Consider the following 15,651-nt stretch of genomic DNA (forward strand, 5'->3'; position numbering starts at 1 on the left):
GCCCCCGCGTTGTTTTTGCCTCGCGCCTTTTGGGGCGCTCAGGCGCCAGAACGCACCGTGTCGATCATCAGTTGAACGTTGTCGGGGCTGGCGTCTGGGGTGATGCCGTGACCTAGGTTAAAGATGTGTGGGCCGCCTTTGAACGCGTCGACTACGGCGCGGGTTTCGCGGATCAGGTCTTCGCCGCCTGTGACCATATGCGACGATTTCAGGTTACCTTGAACACAGCCGCCTGTTTGGACGTTCGCCGCAGCCCATTCAGGCGTCACGCCGTCATCCAGCGCAATACAATCCGCGCCGATTGCAGCGTGCAGGCCGACGTATTTTTCGCCTGCGCCGCGCGGGAATGCGATCACGGGGGTGTTCGGGTGGCGCTGCTTCAGGGCGGCGGTGATTTTGCGGGCGGGTTCGACGGCGAAATCGATGAAGTCTTGACCCTGTAGGCTGCCTGCCCAGCTGTCGAAAATTTTGACGACTTCGGCGCCAGCGTCGATCTGTTTCGACAAGTATTCGACCGTTGCGTCGGTCAGCAGGTCGATCAGCGCGGAAAATGTCGCGCGGTCGGTGTTTTTCAGTGCGTGAGCGGGGCCCTGATCTGGTGTGCCGCGGCCAGCGATCATGTAGGTCGCAACGGTCCAAGGGGCGCCTGCGAAACCGATCAGCGTGGTTTCGGATGGCAGTTCGCGCGACAGGATGCGGACGGTTTCGTAGACTGGGTTTAGCACTTCGTCGATTTCATCGATCGGTTTCAGCGCTTCCAGCCCCGATTTGTCGGTGATGGTGGACAGGCGTGGGCCTTCGCCAGTGACGAACCATAGATCAGCGCCTAGAGCCTGAGGCAGAAGCAGAATATCGGCGAACAGAATCGCGGCGTCAAAACCGTAACGGCGGATCGGTTGCAGCGTAACCTCGGCCGCGAGTTCGGGATTGTAGCACAAGGACAGGAAATCGCCTGCTTGGGCGCGGGTTGCACGGTATTCAGGCAAATAGCGGCCTGCCTGACGCATCATCCAGATTGGTGGCGTCGGAAGGGTTTCACCAGCAAGGGCGCGCAGGATCGTTTTTGTCATTGGCTTTCCTTTTTGTGTGCAAAAGGGTGGTCGCTAATGACGCAGCCCAAGTCAAGCCATTGCCCGAACGAAATACCGCGACTAGAAAGCGCATATGACAGTGAATTTGCCCACACCCGCCCAACCGCTGAAAATCGGCACTCGGGGATCGCCCCTAGCGCTGGCGCAGGCCAATGAAACCCGCGACCGTTTGGCGACCGCGTTCAACGTCCCGTTCGAGGCGTTCCAGATCGTGGTGATCCGCACGACGGGCGATAACCGTGCGATGATTGATGCCGACCGTCCGCTCAAGGAAATCGGGAACAAGGGCCTGTTCACGAAAGAGATCGAAGAACAGTTGATCGCGGGCGATATCGACATCGCTGTGCATTCGTCCAAAGACATGCCAACGGTGCAGCCTGAGGGGTTGGTTCTGGATTGTTACCTGCCACGCGAAGATGTGCGCGACGCGTTCGTTTCGCTAAAGGGGCAGGGGATCGCGGATTTGCCGCAGGGCGCTGTGGTGGGCACGTCGTCTTTGCGGCGTAAGGCGCAGTTGCTGTATCGCCGTCCTGACCTGCAGGTGGTGGAATTCCGTGGTAACGTGCAGACACGATTGCAGAAATTGGCGAACGGTGTGGCAGAGGCGACATTCCTAGCCATGGCAGGTCTGAACCGTTTGGGCATGGATGATGTGCCTTATACCCCGATTTCGGTGGATGATATGTTGCCTGCGGTCGCGCAGGGGGCGATCGGGATCGAACGCCGTGAAGGCGATAGCAATGTCGCTGAAATGTTGGCGGCCTTGCATCACGAAGAAACGGGTATTCGGATCAAATGCGAACGCGCATTTATGGCGCGTTTGGATGGATCGTGCGAAACGCCGATTGGTGGTTTGGCGGAAATCCAAGATGATAAAATCCGCCTACGCGGAGAGATTCTGGCAACCGATGGATCGGCCGCATTCAGCGACGAAGGCACCGCCCCAATCGACGATGGCGAAAAGCTGGGCCGTGAATTGGCGGAACGCTTATTGGCCGCTGCGGGGCCGGATTTTCTGAAACGCTAATAAACGAAGGGGCCGCCAGACATCTGCGCGGCCCCTTAATTTTTCGTTGTGCAAAAAAATGTGCAGGTTGATGAAAAAACCTGATCAGACCCTCTTGACCCCGCTCTCTACTCAGAATATTTCGCCCTCACTTTCGGCGGTATAGCTCAGTTGGTTAGAGCAGAGGAATCATAATCCTTGTGTCCGGGGTTCAAGTCCCTGTACCGCCACCATTCCCCCCCCACTAGAAACAGTGACTGTTCGTGTTAGGCACGAAAAGGGCCATCCGCGTTTTGCTGTAGCGTTTTGCACTGGCTGTGTGCCCAGGACGCTTTGGGCTGCCAATTCGTACGCCTGTAGGTCCTGTGCGGGGTGATCCAGCCAATACCAGATCGCGATTAGACCACGGCGTTGTCGAATCCGATCGCGTTCAGCGCGTCCTGAATTGTATTCAGCGGTTTGTCTGTGTGGATAGAGATTTGTTTAGCGTCCATATCAAAATCAACTTTCGCGGTGCTGTCCAATGCCTCGATCGCGTTCGAAATGGACGTTTTGCAGTGGCCACAAGACATTTCGGGAACGGATAGTTTCATTTGTATCTCCTTTGTTTGCACGAACAGATAGTCGTTCCACCTACTGGAAGGTCAATAGGGCCTTGACGTTCCAGTAGCTGGAATACCTATGTAGAGGTCAAACGGAAAAATTGGACGACATACAGTCATGGAAAAAACGGTTCGTTTCGATGTCGAAGGCATGTCCTGCGCAGCATGTGTCGCGCGGGTGGAAAAGATCCTGAACAACAACGCTGGCATCGAAAACGCGGCTGTGAACCTTGCCACGCAGACCGTTCAATTTGAAACCGACTTGCGGGATCTAGAACCGGTCATGACTCAGCTAGGTGCAGCAGGGTATCCGGCCAAATTCGCATCTGCCGACCGTCCGATGCAGTCTGAGGTGCGAGAGTTAGAAGCCACCGAAGTTTGGCAACGTATCGTTTTCGCTGGGGCATTAACCATCCCTGTTTTTGTCGCCGAAATGGGGGGGCACCTGTTCCCCGTGATCCATGATTGGCTGCACGGCCTGCTGACAATGCGTGGTCTGTGGGTGGTGGAATTTATTCTGGCGACGGTTTTATTGGCAGTTCCTGGACGCGAATTTTTCCAAAAAGGCATCCCCGCATTGATGGCTCGTGCGCCCAATATGAATTCATTGGTGGCTTTGGGCGCTGGGGCGGCATGGCTGTATTCGACCTTGGCCACATTCGTGCCGGTGATATTTCCTGATGGGGCATTGGCTGTCTACTTCGAAGCGGCGATGATGATTGTTACCCTGATCTTGTTGGGACGCTATTTCGAGGCCCGCGCCAAAGGCCGTACAGGCGCAGCGATCGAAGCGTTGATTAAATTGCGCCCAGAAACAGCGAATCAGATCGTCGATGGCGAAGAAAAGACAGTTCCCATCGCAACAATACGTGTTGGTGATGTTTTACGCATTCGTCCAGGCGAACGGGTTTCGGTGGATGGCATCGTGATTGACGGCAATTCGCTGGTAGATGAATCGATGTTAACGGGTGAACCCGTGCCAGTGGTCAAAGACATTGGTGATGAAGTCATCGGTGGCACAATCAATGCAGACGGAACGTTTTGTATCGAGGTCCGTGCAACGGGCACTGATACGATTCTGGCGCGTATTGTTCGCATGGTTGAAAACGCGCAGGCTGAAAAATTACCGATCCAAGCCACTGTTGATAAGGTCGTAGGTGTGTTTGTGCCTGTGATCATGGCGATCTCGGCGCTGACTGCGCTGATTTGGTTATTATTGGGCGGTGGCCTGTCCCACGCCATGGTGGCGGCTGTGTCTGTTTTGATCATTGCATGCCCTTGCGCCATGGGGCTGGCGACACCAACGTCCATCTTGGTCGGAACGGGCCGCGCAGCATCGCTGGGCGTTTTGTTCCGCAAAGGCGATGCTCTGCAAAAATTGAACGAGGTCACAACCGTTGCGTTCGACAAAACAGGCACCTTGACCGAAGGCCAACCGCGCGTTGTCACCATTTACAGCCAAGACCGCCGCGAAGCCTTGCGTTTCGCTGCCGCAGTAGAGGCGATGTCAGAACACCCCATGGCCCGCAGTATCCTGCGCGAAGCCGCAGAACAGGGGATCGATATCGAACCTGTGAGTGATTTCAAATCCCATGCTGGTATGGGCGTCGAAGGCGTTGTTGCCAGCCGCCGCGTTTTGATTGGCGCGGATCGATTCATGCAAAGCCGTAGCGTGTCTATCGCGAACTACCAAGCCCGCGCAGCATCCTTGGCTCAAGACGGGCAAACACCGTTTTTTGTGGCCGTGGATGGTGAAATGTTCGCTTTGATTGGCGTCGCGGATCCCATCAAATCGGGCGCGCGTGATGTCGTAACGCAGCTGCAAAACCGCGGTATGCGCGTTGCGATGATCACAGGCGATAACGCCGCTACCGCTGATAGTATCGCGCGCCGTTTGGGGATTGATCTGGTCGAAAGCGAGGTCATGCCAGAGGGCAAGGTTGACGCTGTGATCGCCCTTCGTGGCAACGGCAGCATTGCGTTCTTTGGCGACGGTGTGAATGACGCACCTGCCTTGGCTGCTGCGGATGTTGGGATCGCAATGGGCACCGGCACCGATGTCGCGATCGAAACCGCTGATGTGGTGTTGATGCGTGGGGATTTGAACGGCGCGGTCGCGGCAATCCGGCTTAGCCGCGCAGTGATGCGCAACATTCGGCAAAACCTGTTCTGGGCCTTCGCCTATAATACGGCGCTGGTGCCTGTTGCGGCAGGTATTTTGTACCCTGGACTGGGGGTTTTGTTATCACCGGTTCTGGCCGCTGCTGCGATGGCCTTTAGTTCGGTATTTGTGGTGACCAATGCGCTACGACTGCGCAACTACACAGCGGGGCGTGCCGCATGAATATCAAAGACGCATCCAAACACACCGGCCTGCCGTCAAAAACGATCCGCTATTACGAAGATATTGGATTGGTAGAGCCTGCGCGACTGGCGAATGGCTACCGTGATTTTTCCGATAATGATCTAGAAAAATTGGCGTTCATCGGGCGTGGTCGGGCGCTGGGGTTCTCCATTGATGAATGCCGCAGTCTGTTGGCCCTATACGAGGACCGCACCCATACGCATTCCGAAGTGCGATCTATCGCGCGGGCTCACCTGAAACGGATCGATCAAAAGATAAAAGAGATGCAGCAGATGCGCGCAACTCTGAATGATTTGGTCAAACGATGTAACAATGATGACCGTCCCGATTGTCCAATCCTGCTGGGTTTGGCTGGCGATTAAATCGTGATTGTGACGGGGGTGATATCCACCTCTTCTAGGTTTGGCGTGTCGCCGATACGGTCGATCACTGCAAACAGCCCAGGTTCGTGCAGCGGCGTTAAAACGCCATGCCACGTCCCGCGGTGGAAATTGATCGCCTGACCCGCCGCGCTGACAAAGGCGACAGGATCAGCAGGTTTACCGCCCGCATCGGGCGCGACGATGATCAAAAACGAGTCCATAGACATCGGCACAAAGGCCTGTGATCCGTCGGGGTGGCGTTCCAAAAGATCGCAAACATACGGGATGTCGCGCGGGATAGCGCGGAACAGGCTAATGCCCGCCCGCCCGTCAGGCCCGAAATCCAGCTTTGCGCGGTCATGAAACCGCCCGCACATCCCGCGATTGATGATTTTATCGGGGTCACCAGCGGTTTCTAATACATCGCCGTAGGGCGCGAAATTTTCGGCCGTTAGGGGCTGCGCTTTGATCTGCATTTACAGGGTCAGTTCCACGTGTCGGTTGACGTCTTTGTACAGCAAGTAACGGAAATTCGTATCGCCTGTTGCGATGCATGCCTGCGGGCAGAATGCGCGTAGCCACATGAAATCACCGGGGCCAACATCGACCCAGCGTTCATTCAGCAGGTATTTTGCGGTGCCTTCTAGAACATACAGCCCGTGTTCCATCACGTGGGTTTCAGCAAATGGGATGCGACCACCCGGTTTAAAGGTGACGATATTCACATGCATATCGTGGCGCATGTCGTCTGGCGATACAAAGCGCGTGGTGCCCCAGTTTTGATCGTCGTTCATCCAGTTGATCGGAACCTCTTGGTCCGCAGTGACGAATGGCGATGGATCGTCATAGGGATCCGCATGAACATATTTGCGGCGGATCCAGTGAAATTTCAGCGGGACCGTACCTGCGTTGCGCAATGTCCAGCGGCTGCGCGGCGGGATATAGGCGTATCCACCTTCGCGCAAAATATGGGTTTGGCCTGCTACGATCAGCTCCATCGATCCTTTGGCAATGAACAAAACGGCTTCGGCATCGCGGTCGGGTTCGGGATTGTCGGACCCGCCATCGGGCGCGACCTCTACCGCGTATTGTGCAAAGGTTTCGGCAAAGCCCGTCATGGGCCGTGCGATGATCCATGCGCGGGTTTCAAACCAACGCGGTAGCAAAGACGCCGTGATATCGCGCATCGTACTGGCAGGGATAAAGGCATAGCTGTCTGTGAAATGCGCCCCGTTCGATGCGGGATCATCGGTCATTTCTGGCATGCCGCCCGGCGGGAAAGCATAAGTCGTCATGGAAGCAAAGCCTTTAGTCTGTGGTACGCGATCCGCTCGACCTGTTGGCAAGCGGTGCCGAATTCGACATCAGTGTCATTGTTCAGCCTATCTTTGAAAGCGGCTAGAATCCCAGATTTGTTATGGTCTCGGACTGCGATAATGAACGGAAAGCCATGTTTTTCGGTGTATTTGGCGTTCAATTCGGTGAATTCCGCGCGCTCGGCATCGGTTAGGGCGTCTAATCCAGCGCTGGCCTGTTCTGATGTGCTGTCGGCGGTCAGGCGTTTCGCTGCCGCCAATTTGCCCGCCAAATCGGGGTGCGCGGTCAAAACGCCCATGCGTTCATCGGATGTGGCCGAACGGAATATACGGCACAGCGCATTGTGCAGACCCACGGCTGTGTCATGTGCTGGCCCCAGTTCCAGATCAAACGCGCGGTCGGCAATCCACGGCGAATGTTCGAATATCCCGCCATACGCCCCGACAAAGGTGTCGCGGTCCATCGCCGTTGGGCGGTCGTAATGCACAGGCGGATGGTGTTCGCGCCAATGGTTGGCGATGTCGATACGGCGTGGGAACCAGACGTCATCAAACTGCGCGACATAATCCAGAAATTTGATCAGCCCAGCGATTTTACCCGGACGCCCGATCAAACGGCAGTGCAGGCCGATGGACATCATTTTTGCTTTGCCTGCCGCGCCTTCGGCATACAGAACGTCAAAGGCGTCTTTCAGATAGGTGTAGAATTGTTCACCCGTGATGTAGCCGGGCGCGGTGGCGAACCGCATGTCGTTCGCCTCTAGCGTATAGGGGATGACCAGCTGATCACGGCCGCCCGCGTCGATCCAATAGGGCAGGTCGTCGTCATAAGTGTCGCTGACCCAATCAAACCCAGCCTCGCCCGTTAGGCGCACGGTGTTTTCGCTGCATCGGCCCGTGTACCATCCTGTCGGGCGGCTGCCTGTGACTTCGGTATGGAGGCGGATAGCTTCGGCGATTTGGGCGCGCTCTTCGTCCTCTGGCATGTCTTTGTGTTCGACCCATTTCAGGCCGTGGGATGCGATTTCCCAATCCGCGTCGATCATCGCGGCAACCTGTTCAGGACTGCGCGCCAAGGCCGAGGCGACGCCATAGATCGTCACCGGAATGTCGCGCGACGTGAACAGATCGTGCAAACGCCAGAACCCTGCGCGCGCGCCGTATTCGTAAATTGATTCCATGTTCCAGTGGCGTTTGTTCGGCCACTGGGCCGCGCCCGCGATGTCGGACAGGAATGCCTCTGACTGGCCATCACCGTGCAAGGTGCAGTTTTCACCGCCTTCTTCGTAGTTCAGAACCATGGAAATTGCGACTTTGGCGCCGTTCGGCCATGCGGCATTTGGGGCACGGGGGCCATAGCCGATCATGTTGCGCGGATATCTATTCATGCTTGCCTCTTGAGCATTTGGTCAAAACTATGGTGTTGTGAAAGGCAAGGAAGTGCAAGGCGTCCCCGTATCTTTGGTGCGTACTGGATTATTTTCGTCCGTGCGTTCAGACCTTGAGTAATCAAAACGCTTGGAGACTAGGCATGACTGGCGGTTTTTTGACCACCCATGTGTTGGATACGGCCCTTGGCACCCCAGCCGAGGGTTTGAAAATCGAACTGTATGATTTGTCGGGCGATGCGCCCGCTTTGATCGCAACTAAAATTACAAATGCGGATGGCCGCACCGACGGGCCGATCCTACCGACCGAAGATTTCAAAACGGGCCAATACGAGTTGGTGTTCTACGCAGGCGATTATCTGCGCGGGCAAGGCGGCGAATTGCCCGAGCCGTTGTTTCTGGACCTGATCCCGATCCGGTTCGGCATGGCGCAGGATGACCATTACCATGTGCCGCTGCTGCTATCGCCCTTTGGGTTTTCGACGTATCGGGGCAGCTGATGATTTATCTATTCCTAGACTGGATCGAATTTGCGGTCCGATGGCTGCATGTCATCACAGCAATCGCGTGGATCGGATCGTCGTTCTATTTCATCGCATTGGATTTGGGCCTGCACCGCGACCGCAATCTGGCAACAGGTGCGGACGGCGAAGAATGGCAGGTGCACGGCGGCGGCTTTTACCACATCCAGAAATATCTGGTCGCGCCCGACTCGATGCCTTCGGACCTGATCTGGCACAAATGGCAAAGCTATTCGACATGGCTGTCAGGCTTTGCCCTGTTGTTCGTGGTCTATTATCTGGGCGGCGATTTGTATCTGGTTGATCCGTCCAAATTGGACATCCCCGTTTGGCAGGCAGCAGGCATTTCGGTCGCGTCACTGGCCGTGGGGTGGGTGCTGTACGACACAATCTGTAAATCGAAATTCGGTGATAACAACACGCGGCTGATGTTGCTGCTGTATGTCATTTTGGTCGTGATGGCGTGGGGCTATACCCAAATCTTCACGAACCGCGCCGCGCTGCTGCATCTGGGTGCGTTCACCGCTACGATCATGTCGGCGAATGTGTTTTTCATTATCATCCCGAACCAGAAAATCGTGGTCGCAGACCTGATTGCGGGCCGCACGCCTGATGCGAAATACGGCAAGATCGCAAAGCAAAGGTCGACGCATAACAACTATCTGACGTTGCCCGTGATTTTCCTGATGTTGTCGAACCATTATCCACTGGCGTTCGGTACGGAATATGCGTGGGTGATTGCGTCGCTTGTGTTCCTGATGGGCGTCACGATCCGCCACTATTTTAATTCGATCCACGCGCGCAAAGGCAACCCGCATTGGACTTGGGCCATTACGGTGATTTTGTTCATTTGCATCATGTGGCTGTCCACATCCGCGCGCTGGGATTACGAAACCGAAAGCGCGATGTCAGATACAGCCCACGATTACGCCATGGCGGCAGAGTTCGAGGACGTGACCAACATCGTTTTGGGCAACTGTTCGATGTGCCACGCGTCCGAACCCAGCTGGCCGGGGATCAACGTGCCGCCCAAAGGCGTCATTTTGGAAAACCCGCAGCAGATCGCGAACCACGCCAAACAGATCTACACCCAAGCAGGCGTTAGCCATGCGATGCCGCCGCCCTCGGCCAGTTTTATCTACCCCGAGGACCGCGCAACTCTAATCCGCTGGTTCGAAGGCGTCAGCGGCTAAACCGCCATTCGACCTCTTGGGTCCAAACGCCCCCCGCAGGCACGTTGATCTTTGGAAAGCGTGCCTCGTGCGGGGCGTTCGGCCAAAACTGCGGCTCAAACGCCAGACCTGCGTAATCCGCACGGCCCGTTTTCGACGATCCGCGCGCGTCATACACCTGAATGCCGGGCATGTCGGTGGCCATGACCATCGTCAGATCGCCGCCTTTGAACGTCAGTACATCCCGCAGATCGGTACGTCCGCGCGACAGGCAAAAATTGTGGTCCAGATCAGGTTCGCCCGGGATCACATCGCGCAAGCTGCGGAAATCATAGGGCGTATCTTCGACGCGTTCGATATGCGTCGGCAGGTTGTCATCATCGGTCGGCAAATATTCATCCGCACGGATTTGCAGCTGATGCCCCACAATATTTGGCGCGCCTGTCAGGTTCCAATAGCTGTGGTTGCAGATATTGATGATGCTGTCTTCGTCCGTTTTTGCGGTCACCTCTAGGCGTAGCACGTTGTCGGCCATAATAGCGAAATGCACCATAACGTACTGATTGCCGGGGAAACCAGCCTCTCCATCAGGTAGGCGGACAGACAAGGTTACGGTGTCTTCGGTCTGATCCTCAATCGTCCATAGCTTGCGCTGGCTGCCTGCTTCGGCAGAGTGCAGGATATGGCGGCCTTGGTTCGGGGTCAGCATGTGTTCAATGCCCGCGATCCGCGCCCGCGCGCCAGCGATGCGGTTACCAACCGGCGCAATGATCGGACCGAAATGCGCCATTGTGGTCAGGTAATCGTCCAGATTTTCGGACCCGATGGTCAGGCTGTGATTCACACCTTTCAAACGCACGTCCTGCAGGATCGCACCATAGGTCAGGATGCTGGCCGACAGATCGCCGTTTGTGATTGTCACGCGTTCAACGTTGCGGCCATCGGGCAAAGTGCCAAAGATCATTTGTTCATTCCTTTAAACACAGCCGTCAAACCGGCCAAGGTGGTGTCTGTCGTGGTCGAAACCGGCGCGGATTGCGCCGCCAGCGCCTGCGCATAGGCATCAGCAATCGGGCCGCTGCCGACAACGGTCACCTGCTGGCCCAGCCAATAGGCGCGGGCGGATTTCAGGTCGGTTCCCGTTAGAATGCCCAACGCTTGGCCCGCGCGCTGCGCTGCCGTCAGGTCCATCGCGTCCAGCGCAGCCAAATGCGCCATCATCCGTTCAGGGCGATCCAGCCCCAGCGCAACACCCGCGCTAAACGCATCCGCATCGGGGGCATCAACGGCATAGGGCGCGTAAATCTGCGGCAGGGCCGAGGATTGAAAACTGATGATTTCGCCCGCGCTGACGTGGATCCAATGTACCTGACCCGTGACCCAAATCATGACGCCATCCCAACGGTCGTCCATCGCGACCAACCCCGCAACAGCCGCCGTGTGCGGCAATTGCGCCTGCGGGTTGGTTTGGCGGACGCGGGGGAATGCCCCGTTTTCGGGGGTGGCTTTGCACGGCACATCCAGCACAGGCGCATCGGGCAGGCCTGCAATGACTTGCGGCCCTGTCCAGTCGCCGATCAGTTCCGCGGGGGTTGACCCTGTGCGGGTCTCAATTGGGCTATGCCCGTCCATTTTCCACGCGCGCTGCGTGGTTAAATCGATTGCGATCCATTGCATGTGTCACCTCTTTGGGCCTTTTCAATCACGAAAGACCCAAAGAGGCAAAGCCCAGTTTACGCCATCACCCGCGTTAGCGCCTGATCAACAGCATCTGTGATCGCATCAATGTCGTCCGCACCGGCAATTAGGGCAGGGGCGAATAGCAGCGTGTTATTGAACCCTGGCATCGACCGGTTCGACGCGCCGATAATCACGCCCTGTTTTAGACAGTCGGCCACAACCGCCATGACGCGTTTTTCGTCCATCGGTTCGCGGGTTTCGCGCGATTGCACCAGTTCGGCGCCTTGGAACAGACCCATGCCGCGGACTTCGCCGATGCAGGCGTGTTTATCCATCAGCGCCTTTAGGTTGTCGTTCATCCGCTGGCCCATCGCGGTCGAATTATCGCATAGGTTTTCGTCTTCGATGATTTTCATGTTTTCCAGCGCCGCCACAGGGCCAGAGGTACAGCCGCCAAACGTCGAAATATCGCGGAAATAGCCCATTTTGTCGGTGTCATCCTTGAACATGTCAAAGACGCGTTCGGTGGTCACGCAGCAGGAAATCGCGGCATAGCCCGACGCCACACCTTTGGCCATGGTCACGATGTCGGGCTGGATGCCGAATTGTTGGTACCCGAACCAAGTGCCAGTGCGGCCCAGACCGCAAACGACTTCGTCGATATGCAGCAGGATATCGTATTTACGGCAGATTTCCTGAACGCGTTCCCAGTATCCTTTGGGCGGAACGATGATGCCGCCGCCTGCGGTAATCGGTTCCAGACACAGCGCGCCGATGGTGTCGGGGCCTTCGTGCAGGATGACATCCTCGATCGCTTGGGCGGCGCGTTCACCGTATCCTTCGCCCGGATTGTCGGCCTGATATTCCAGACAGTGGGGGACCTCGACGAAACCGGGGGCAAAGGGGCCGTATTGGGCGTTACGTTCCTGTTGGCCGCCCGCCGATAGGCACGCGATGGTCGTGCCGTGATAATCGCGGTCGCGGTACAGGATTTTATGTTTCTTGCCGCCGTAATGTTTGTGCGAAATCTGGCGGACCATTTTGAACGCTTTTTCATTCGCTTCGGACCCAGAGTTTGCGTAGTAAACCCGCGACAGACCAGGCATTTTTCCGATCAAACGTTCCGCAAATTGCGCGCCCGGAATAGTGCCTTTGGCCCCCGCGAAATAGCACATTTTCACCAGCTGATCGCGCACGGCGTCCGCAATTTCGGTGCGGCCATAGCCAACGTTCACTGTCCAAACACCGCCCGACACGGCGTCCAGATGTTCCTTGCCGGTGATGTCCCAAACGCGCATGCCTTTGCCTTCGACAATGATCTGCGGGTCGATGGTTTCAAAGGGTTTGTGTTGCACCAAGTGGTGCCAAACATGGGCGCGATCGGCCTCGATGATTGTGGCGGGGTCATTCATGGCAAGGGACATTTTGGGCCTCGGCGGAATTTGATCATATTTCCGTCAGTTGAGCCAAAATAGACCACTTGGTCAAGCATAGAGTTGGTTTATTCGTCCGCCATCATGTCTTCGACCAACTCGGTCAGCTCTGCACGGGTGGTATCCCACAATTCGCGCATTTCGGGGGCTTTATCGCGCATTTTTTCGGCGCTTTGTGTTTTGCCGATCGTTTCCAAGGACCGAAGCAGGCTGCTGAAGCTGACTGTGCCAAACATCGACGAAGAACCCGCCAATTTGTGGATTTCAGCGATCATTTGAACGTCGTCTTCTGGTGGCGTTTCGACCAGATGTTCAACCATCGTATCGGTTTCCGTCACAAAGGTTGATATGAGGTTTGATGCCATCTGGGGGCCAAGGTCCTCAATCAGGTTCGCCAACATTTCGCTGTCCACGGCATCTACGGCAGTGGGCGCTTCGGGTTTTGGCGTTGGTGTTGCCTCTGGCGCCGCCGCCGTTGTTGGCGCGTTCAAAGTCGGCGCTGTTGGTGTCACAGAAACTGTGCGGGCCAGTTTGGAACGGGAAATGGGTTTGATCAGGACATCGTTCATGCCGGCTTCTTTGAACCGTTCGATATCTTCGGGCAGGGCGTTTGCAGTCAGCGCAATGATCCGCGAATTTCTGTTGGGCCCGTCCCCGTTGCGGATTGCGACACACGCCGCGATCCCGTCCATCCGCGGCATCGAGATATCCATCAGGATCAGGTCAAAATATTGTTCCGCCGCTTTATCCACGCCTTCGCGTCCATCATTCGCCAAGGTCACGCGGTGACCATCTTTGGTCAGCATTTCTTCGACGACCAATTGATTGATCTGGTTATCTTCGACCACCAGAATATCCATAGAGTTCGAGATCTCTAACTCTTTGCTTTCAGAGGTCGGCAGCAATTCGGTGGATTTGGATTTCGCCAAAATTGGCAAAGGAATGCGGAACCAGAAAAGGCTGCCATCACCTGGTTCGCTTTCGGCGCCGATGGTGCCGTTCATTGATTCAACCAGTCTCTTCGCAATCCCAAGGCCCAACCCAGTACCGCCAAATTCGCGGGCATAGGAGCTGTCCAATGTTACGAAATCTTCGAAAATGCGGCTGAGGTCATCATCATGGATGCCGATGCCAGTGTCTGAAACGCGGAATTCGACAACATCGCTATCGCCGATTTGTTCGGCTTCGATCATGACGGTACCGCCACGTGTGAATTTAATCGCGTTTGAAAGCAGGTTCATAATCACCTGACGCAGCCGTTTTTCATCGCCCAATACGATGGGGGACCCCAGATCGGATAGATTGCAATGGACTGCGGTGTCATTGGTCGCAGAAATGCCATGCTGGCTGTCGATGATTTCTGCGATCATCTGGGACAGGTCAAATGGGTTGCGTTCGGCCACAACTTTGTCCGAGTCGAGCCGAGCAACGTCCAGAACATCATTCACATGATGCAGCAGCAAGCGGCCAGAGGTTTCCATAATCTTTAGGAAATTCTGCTGTTTTTCGGTTAGGTCAGTGTCGTTCAACAACTCGATCGTGCCCAACATCCCGTTCAGCGGGGTCCGCATCTCGTGGCTCATGACGGCCATAAAGTCGGCTTTGGCTTTTTCGCCTGCCAAGGCTTCGTCGCGGGCAGCCAAAAGTTCGCGTTCGGCCGCAACCTGCGCCGAATTATCGCGCAAGAAGGCAACAAACAGGATGCCGTTTTTTGTATTTGCACGAGCGATCGAAAATTCGCATGGGAACAATTCGCCGTTTTTGCGCAGGGCATCCATTTGCACGCGGCCACGTCCGACAACGTGGTAGGTTCCGTCGCGCAGGTGCCGTTTCATTCCTTCTAGGTGCGCTTTGCGGTGCTTCAGCGGGATGATCATATCGACCAACGGTGCGCCTATCGCTTCGACGCGGCTATAGCCAAAGATCGATTCTGCAGAACCATTGAATTCAACGACTCTGCCAGCTTCGTTGATGACGATCACAGCATCTAATGTGGATGACACCATCGCCTCTAATCGGGCCGAGGCCGCGCTGATTTCGTCGGCGTTGCGTTGTGCGTAGCGGTACAGTTGGAACAGAACGATTGACAATATGGCCAGTGCCAAAACCAACGCCATGGTCAGCGCCGCAACCCGCATCAGCGTAAGCCAAACGACATGTCTACTGCTGTCAGATACGTTGGCAAAAAAGTCGATGCCGATTAATGCCATTTGGCGAATTGGTGTTCCAAGCGTTTCCAATTCGCTTTGTAATTCTGGCAAAGATTGGCTCAGCACCTCGTCTGGTGCGTCTATTGTCGGAATAAGGGCATTTAGGGTTGATGAAATTCCGCCCAAACGCGCCGCAAAGTCGATATCATTGCGCAGACTTTCGTAGGCTGTGCCGGTTTCGAACGTCGATAAACGGCTGTACAGAACATCAAACCGCAGCCTGATATTGGAAACGTCACCTGTTTCTTCGTGATCATCAATTGCGGATAAAAGGCCGAGGTATTCGACCTCGACCTGTGACAAAACCCATTGGATGTTGTCGGAATTTGCTGCGGCCTGTTCGTCAATCTTGCGGTTGACCTCTAGCGCCAGAATAGCAATTGCGCCAAAACAAATGATTAGCACGGCACCCAGAATGCTGAGCTTAGCCCATCCTAGGGGCCGCTTTTCTGTAATCAATGTTTGCAAGGCTAATCCTGCTATACAGGGCTATGACGCTCTACAG

At 55.7% G+C, this 15,651-nt stretch carries 14 protein-coding genes and 1 tRNA gene; 6 read left to right on the plus strand and 9 right to left on the minus strand.

The features are described 5' to 3' along the window. Positions 1 to 38 precede the first annotated feature (38 nt). Positions 39 to 1,070: a uroporphyrinogen decarboxylase gene (hemE, locus tag BVC71_RS01080; RefSeq protein WP_086449792.1), complete on the minus strand. Its 1,032-nt coding sequence runs from the start codon at positions 1,068 to 1,070 to the stop codon at positions 39 to 41. A 94-nt stretch (positions 1,071 to 1,164) separates the two neighbouring features. Here hemE and hemC point away from each other — a divergent pair, with 94 nt between their 5' ends. Continuing rightward, positions 1,165 to 2,118, plus strand: coding sequence for a hydroxymethylbilane synthase (gene hemC / locus BVC71_RS01085; protein WP_086449793.1), 954 nt, complete (start codon positions 1,165 to 1,167; stop codon positions 2,116 to 2,118). A 135-nt stretch (positions 2,119 to 2,253) separates the two neighbouring features. After that, positions 2,254 to 2,330, plus strand: a tRNA-Met gene (locus BVC71_RS01090). A gap of 165 nt (positions 2,331 to 2,495) precedes the next feature. On the opposite strand, the gene BVC71_RS01095 is transcribed toward BVC71_RS01090, so the two are convergent. Further along, on the minus strand, positions 2,496 to 2,690 hold the full coding sequence (locus BVC71_RS01095; protein ID WP_086449794.1) for a heavy-metal-associated domain-containing protein: 195 nt from the start codon (positions 2,688 to 2,690) through the stop codon (positions 2,496 to 2,498). A 127-nt stretch (positions 2,691 to 2,817) separates the two neighbouring features. Between BVC71_RS01095 and BVC71_RS01100 the strand changes: the two genes are divergently transcribed. Both BVC71_RS01100 and BVC71_RS01105 read left to right on the plus strand, forming a co-directional pair. Next, a complete protein-coding gene (locus BVC71_RS01100) occupies positions 2,818 to 5,043 on the plus strand; it encodes a heavy metal translocating P-type ATPase (RefSeq protein WP_086449795.1) in 2,226 nt (741 codons plus the stop codon). After that, complete coding sequence (locus tag BVC71_RS01105) at positions 5,040 to 5,426, plus strand: MerR family DNA-binding protein (protein ID WP_086449796.1); 387 nt, start codon at positions 5,040 to 5,042, stop codon at positions 5,424 to 5,426. The genes BVC71_RS01100 and BVC71_RS01105 overlap by 4 nt, the downstream gene beginning before the upstream one ends. Here BVC71_RS01105 and BVC71_RS01110 read toward each other — a convergent pair. From BVC71_RS01110 to puuE, 3 genes are read right to left on the minus strand one after another with little or no spacing between them, the layout of a single operon-like run. Then, positions 5,423 to 5,902: an ureidoglycolate lyase gene (locus BVC71_RS01110; protein WP_086449797.1), complete on the minus strand. Its 480-nt coding sequence runs from the start codon at positions 5,900 to 5,902 to the stop codon at positions 5,423 to 5,425. The genes BVC71_RS01105 and BVC71_RS01110 overlap by 4 nt on opposite strands. After that, the gene (locus tag BVC71_RS01115; protein ID WP_086449798.1) at positions 5,903 to 6,721 is read right to left on the minus strand and encodes a bifunctional allantoicase/(S)-ureidoglycine aminohydrolase; all 819 of its coding nucleotides are present in this window, start codon (positions 6,719 to 6,721) and stop codon (positions 5,903 to 5,905) included. It lies immediately after the preceding gene. Beyond that, positions 6,718 to 8,130 (minus strand): allantoinase PuuE, encoded by a 1,413-nt coding sequence (gene puuE / locus BVC71_RS01120; protein ID WP_086449799.1) that lies wholly within the window; start codon positions 8,128 to 8,130, stop codon positions 6,718 to 6,720. Before puuE ends, BVC71_RS01115 begins: the two co-directional genes overlap by 4 nt. 143 nt (positions 8,131 to 8,273) lie before the next feature. Here puuE and uraH point away from each other — a divergent pair, with 143 nt between their 5' ends. Further along, complete coding sequence (gene uraH / locus BVC71_RS01125; RefSeq protein WP_086449800.1) at positions 8,274 to 8,630, plus strand: hydroxyisourate hydrolase; 357 nt, start codon at positions 8,274 to 8,276, stop codon at positions 8,628 to 8,630. Next, positions 8,630 to 9,844 carry a urate hydroxylase PuuD gene (locus BVC71_RS01130; RefSeq protein ID WP_086449801.1) on the plus strand — a complete coding sequence of 405 codons (1,215 nt, stop codon included), beginning with the start codon at positions 8,630 to 8,632 and terminating at the stop codon, positions 9,842 to 9,844. The genes uraH and BVC71_RS01130 overlap by 1 nt, the downstream gene beginning before the upstream one ends. Here BVC71_RS01130 and BVC71_RS01135 read toward each other — a convergent pair. From BVC71_RS01135 to BVC71_RS01150, 4 genes are all read right to left on the minus strand, one after another. Beyond that, positions 9,834 to 10,787, minus strand: a complete 954-nt coding sequence (locus BVC71_RS01135) for an aldose epimerase family protein (RefSeq protein ID WP_086449802.1) — start codon at positions 10,785 to 10,787, stop codon at positions 9,834 to 9,836. The genes BVC71_RS01130 and BVC71_RS01135 overlap by 11 nt on opposite strands. Next, positions 10,784 to 11,500, minus strand: a complete 717-nt coding sequence (locus BVC71_RS01140) for a 2-dehydro-3-deoxygalactonokinase (RefSeq protein ID WP_086449803.1) — start codon at positions 11,498 to 11,500, stop codon at positions 10,784 to 10,786. Before BVC71_RS01140 ends, BVC71_RS01135 begins: the two co-directional genes overlap by 4 nt. A 56-nt stretch (positions 11,501 to 11,556) precedes the next feature. After that, positions 11,557 to 12,927: an aminotransferase family protein gene (locus BVC71_RS01145; protein ID WP_086449804.1), complete on the minus strand. Its 1,371-nt coding sequence runs from the start codon at positions 12,925 to 12,927 to the stop codon at positions 11,557 to 11,559. Positions 12,928 to 13,004: 77 nt separating this feature from the next. After that, on the minus strand, positions 13,005 to 15,551 hold the full coding sequence (locus BVC71_RS01150; protein WP_086449805.1) for a hybrid sensor histidine kinase/response regulator: 2,547 nt from the start codon (positions 15,549 to 15,551) through the stop codon (positions 13,005 to 13,007). Between the last annotated feature and the right edge of the window lie 100 nt (positions 15,552 to 15,651).

This window comes from Marivivens niveibacter (assembly GCF_002150005.2).
In the GTDB taxonomy this organism is placed as follows: Bacteria; Pseudomonadota; Alphaproteobacteria; order Rhodobacterales; family Rhodobacteraceae; genus Marivivens; species Marivivens niveibacter.

Bases quoted from the DNA above. Each gene is read 5' to 3' on its own strand.
- BVC71_RS01115 (WP_086449798.1), bottom strand. From the start codon at position 6,721: ATGACGACTTATGCTTTCCCGCCGGGCGGCATGCCAGAAATGACCGAT.
- BVC71_RS01110 (WP_086449797.1), bottom strand. From the start codon at position 5,902: ATGCAGATCAAAGCGCAGCCCCTAACGGCCGAAAATTTCGCGCCCTAC.
- puuE (WP_086449799.1), bottom strand. From the start codon at position 8,130: ATGAATAGATATCCGCGCAACATGATCGGCTATGGCCCCCGTGCCCCA.
- hemC (WP_086449793.1), top strand. From the start codon at position 1,165: ATGACAGTGAATTTGCCCACACCCGCCCAACCGCTGAAAATCGGCACT.
- BVC71_RS01105 (WP_086449796.1), top strand. From the start codon at position 5,040: ATGAATATCAAAGACGCATCCAAACACACCGGCCTGCCGTCAAAAACG.
- hemE (WP_086449792.1), bottom strand. From the start codon at position 1,070: ATGACAAAAACGATCCTGCGCGCCCTTGCTGGTGAAACCCTTCCGACG.
- BVC71_RS01145 (WP_086449804.1), bottom strand. From the start codon at position 12,927: ATGTCCCTTGCCATGAATGACCCCGCCACAATCATCGAGGCCGATCGC.
- BVC71_RS01095 (WP_086449794.1), bottom strand. From the start codon at position 2,690: ATGAAACTATCCGTTCCCGAAATGTCTTGTGGCCACTGCAAAACGTCC.
- BVC71_RS01130 (WP_086449801.1), top strand. From the start codon at position 8,630: ATGATTTATCTATTCCTAGACTGGATCGAATTTGCGGTCCGATGGCTG.
- BVC71_RS01100 (WP_086449795.1), top strand. From the start codon at position 2,818: ATGGAAAAAACGGTTCGTTTCGATGTCGAAGGCATGTCCTGCGCAGCA.
- BVC71_RS01135 (WP_086449802.1), bottom strand. From the start codon at position 10,787: ATGATCTTTGGCACTTTGCCCGATGGCCGCAACGTTGAACGCGTGACA.
- BVC71_RS01140 (WP_086449803.1), bottom strand. From the start codon at position 11,500: ATGCAATGGATCGCAATCGATTTAACCACGCAGCGCGCGTGGAAAATG.
- uraH (WP_086449800.1), top strand. From the start codon at position 8,274: ATGACTGGCGGTTTTTTGACCACCCATGTGTTGGATACGGCCCTTGGC.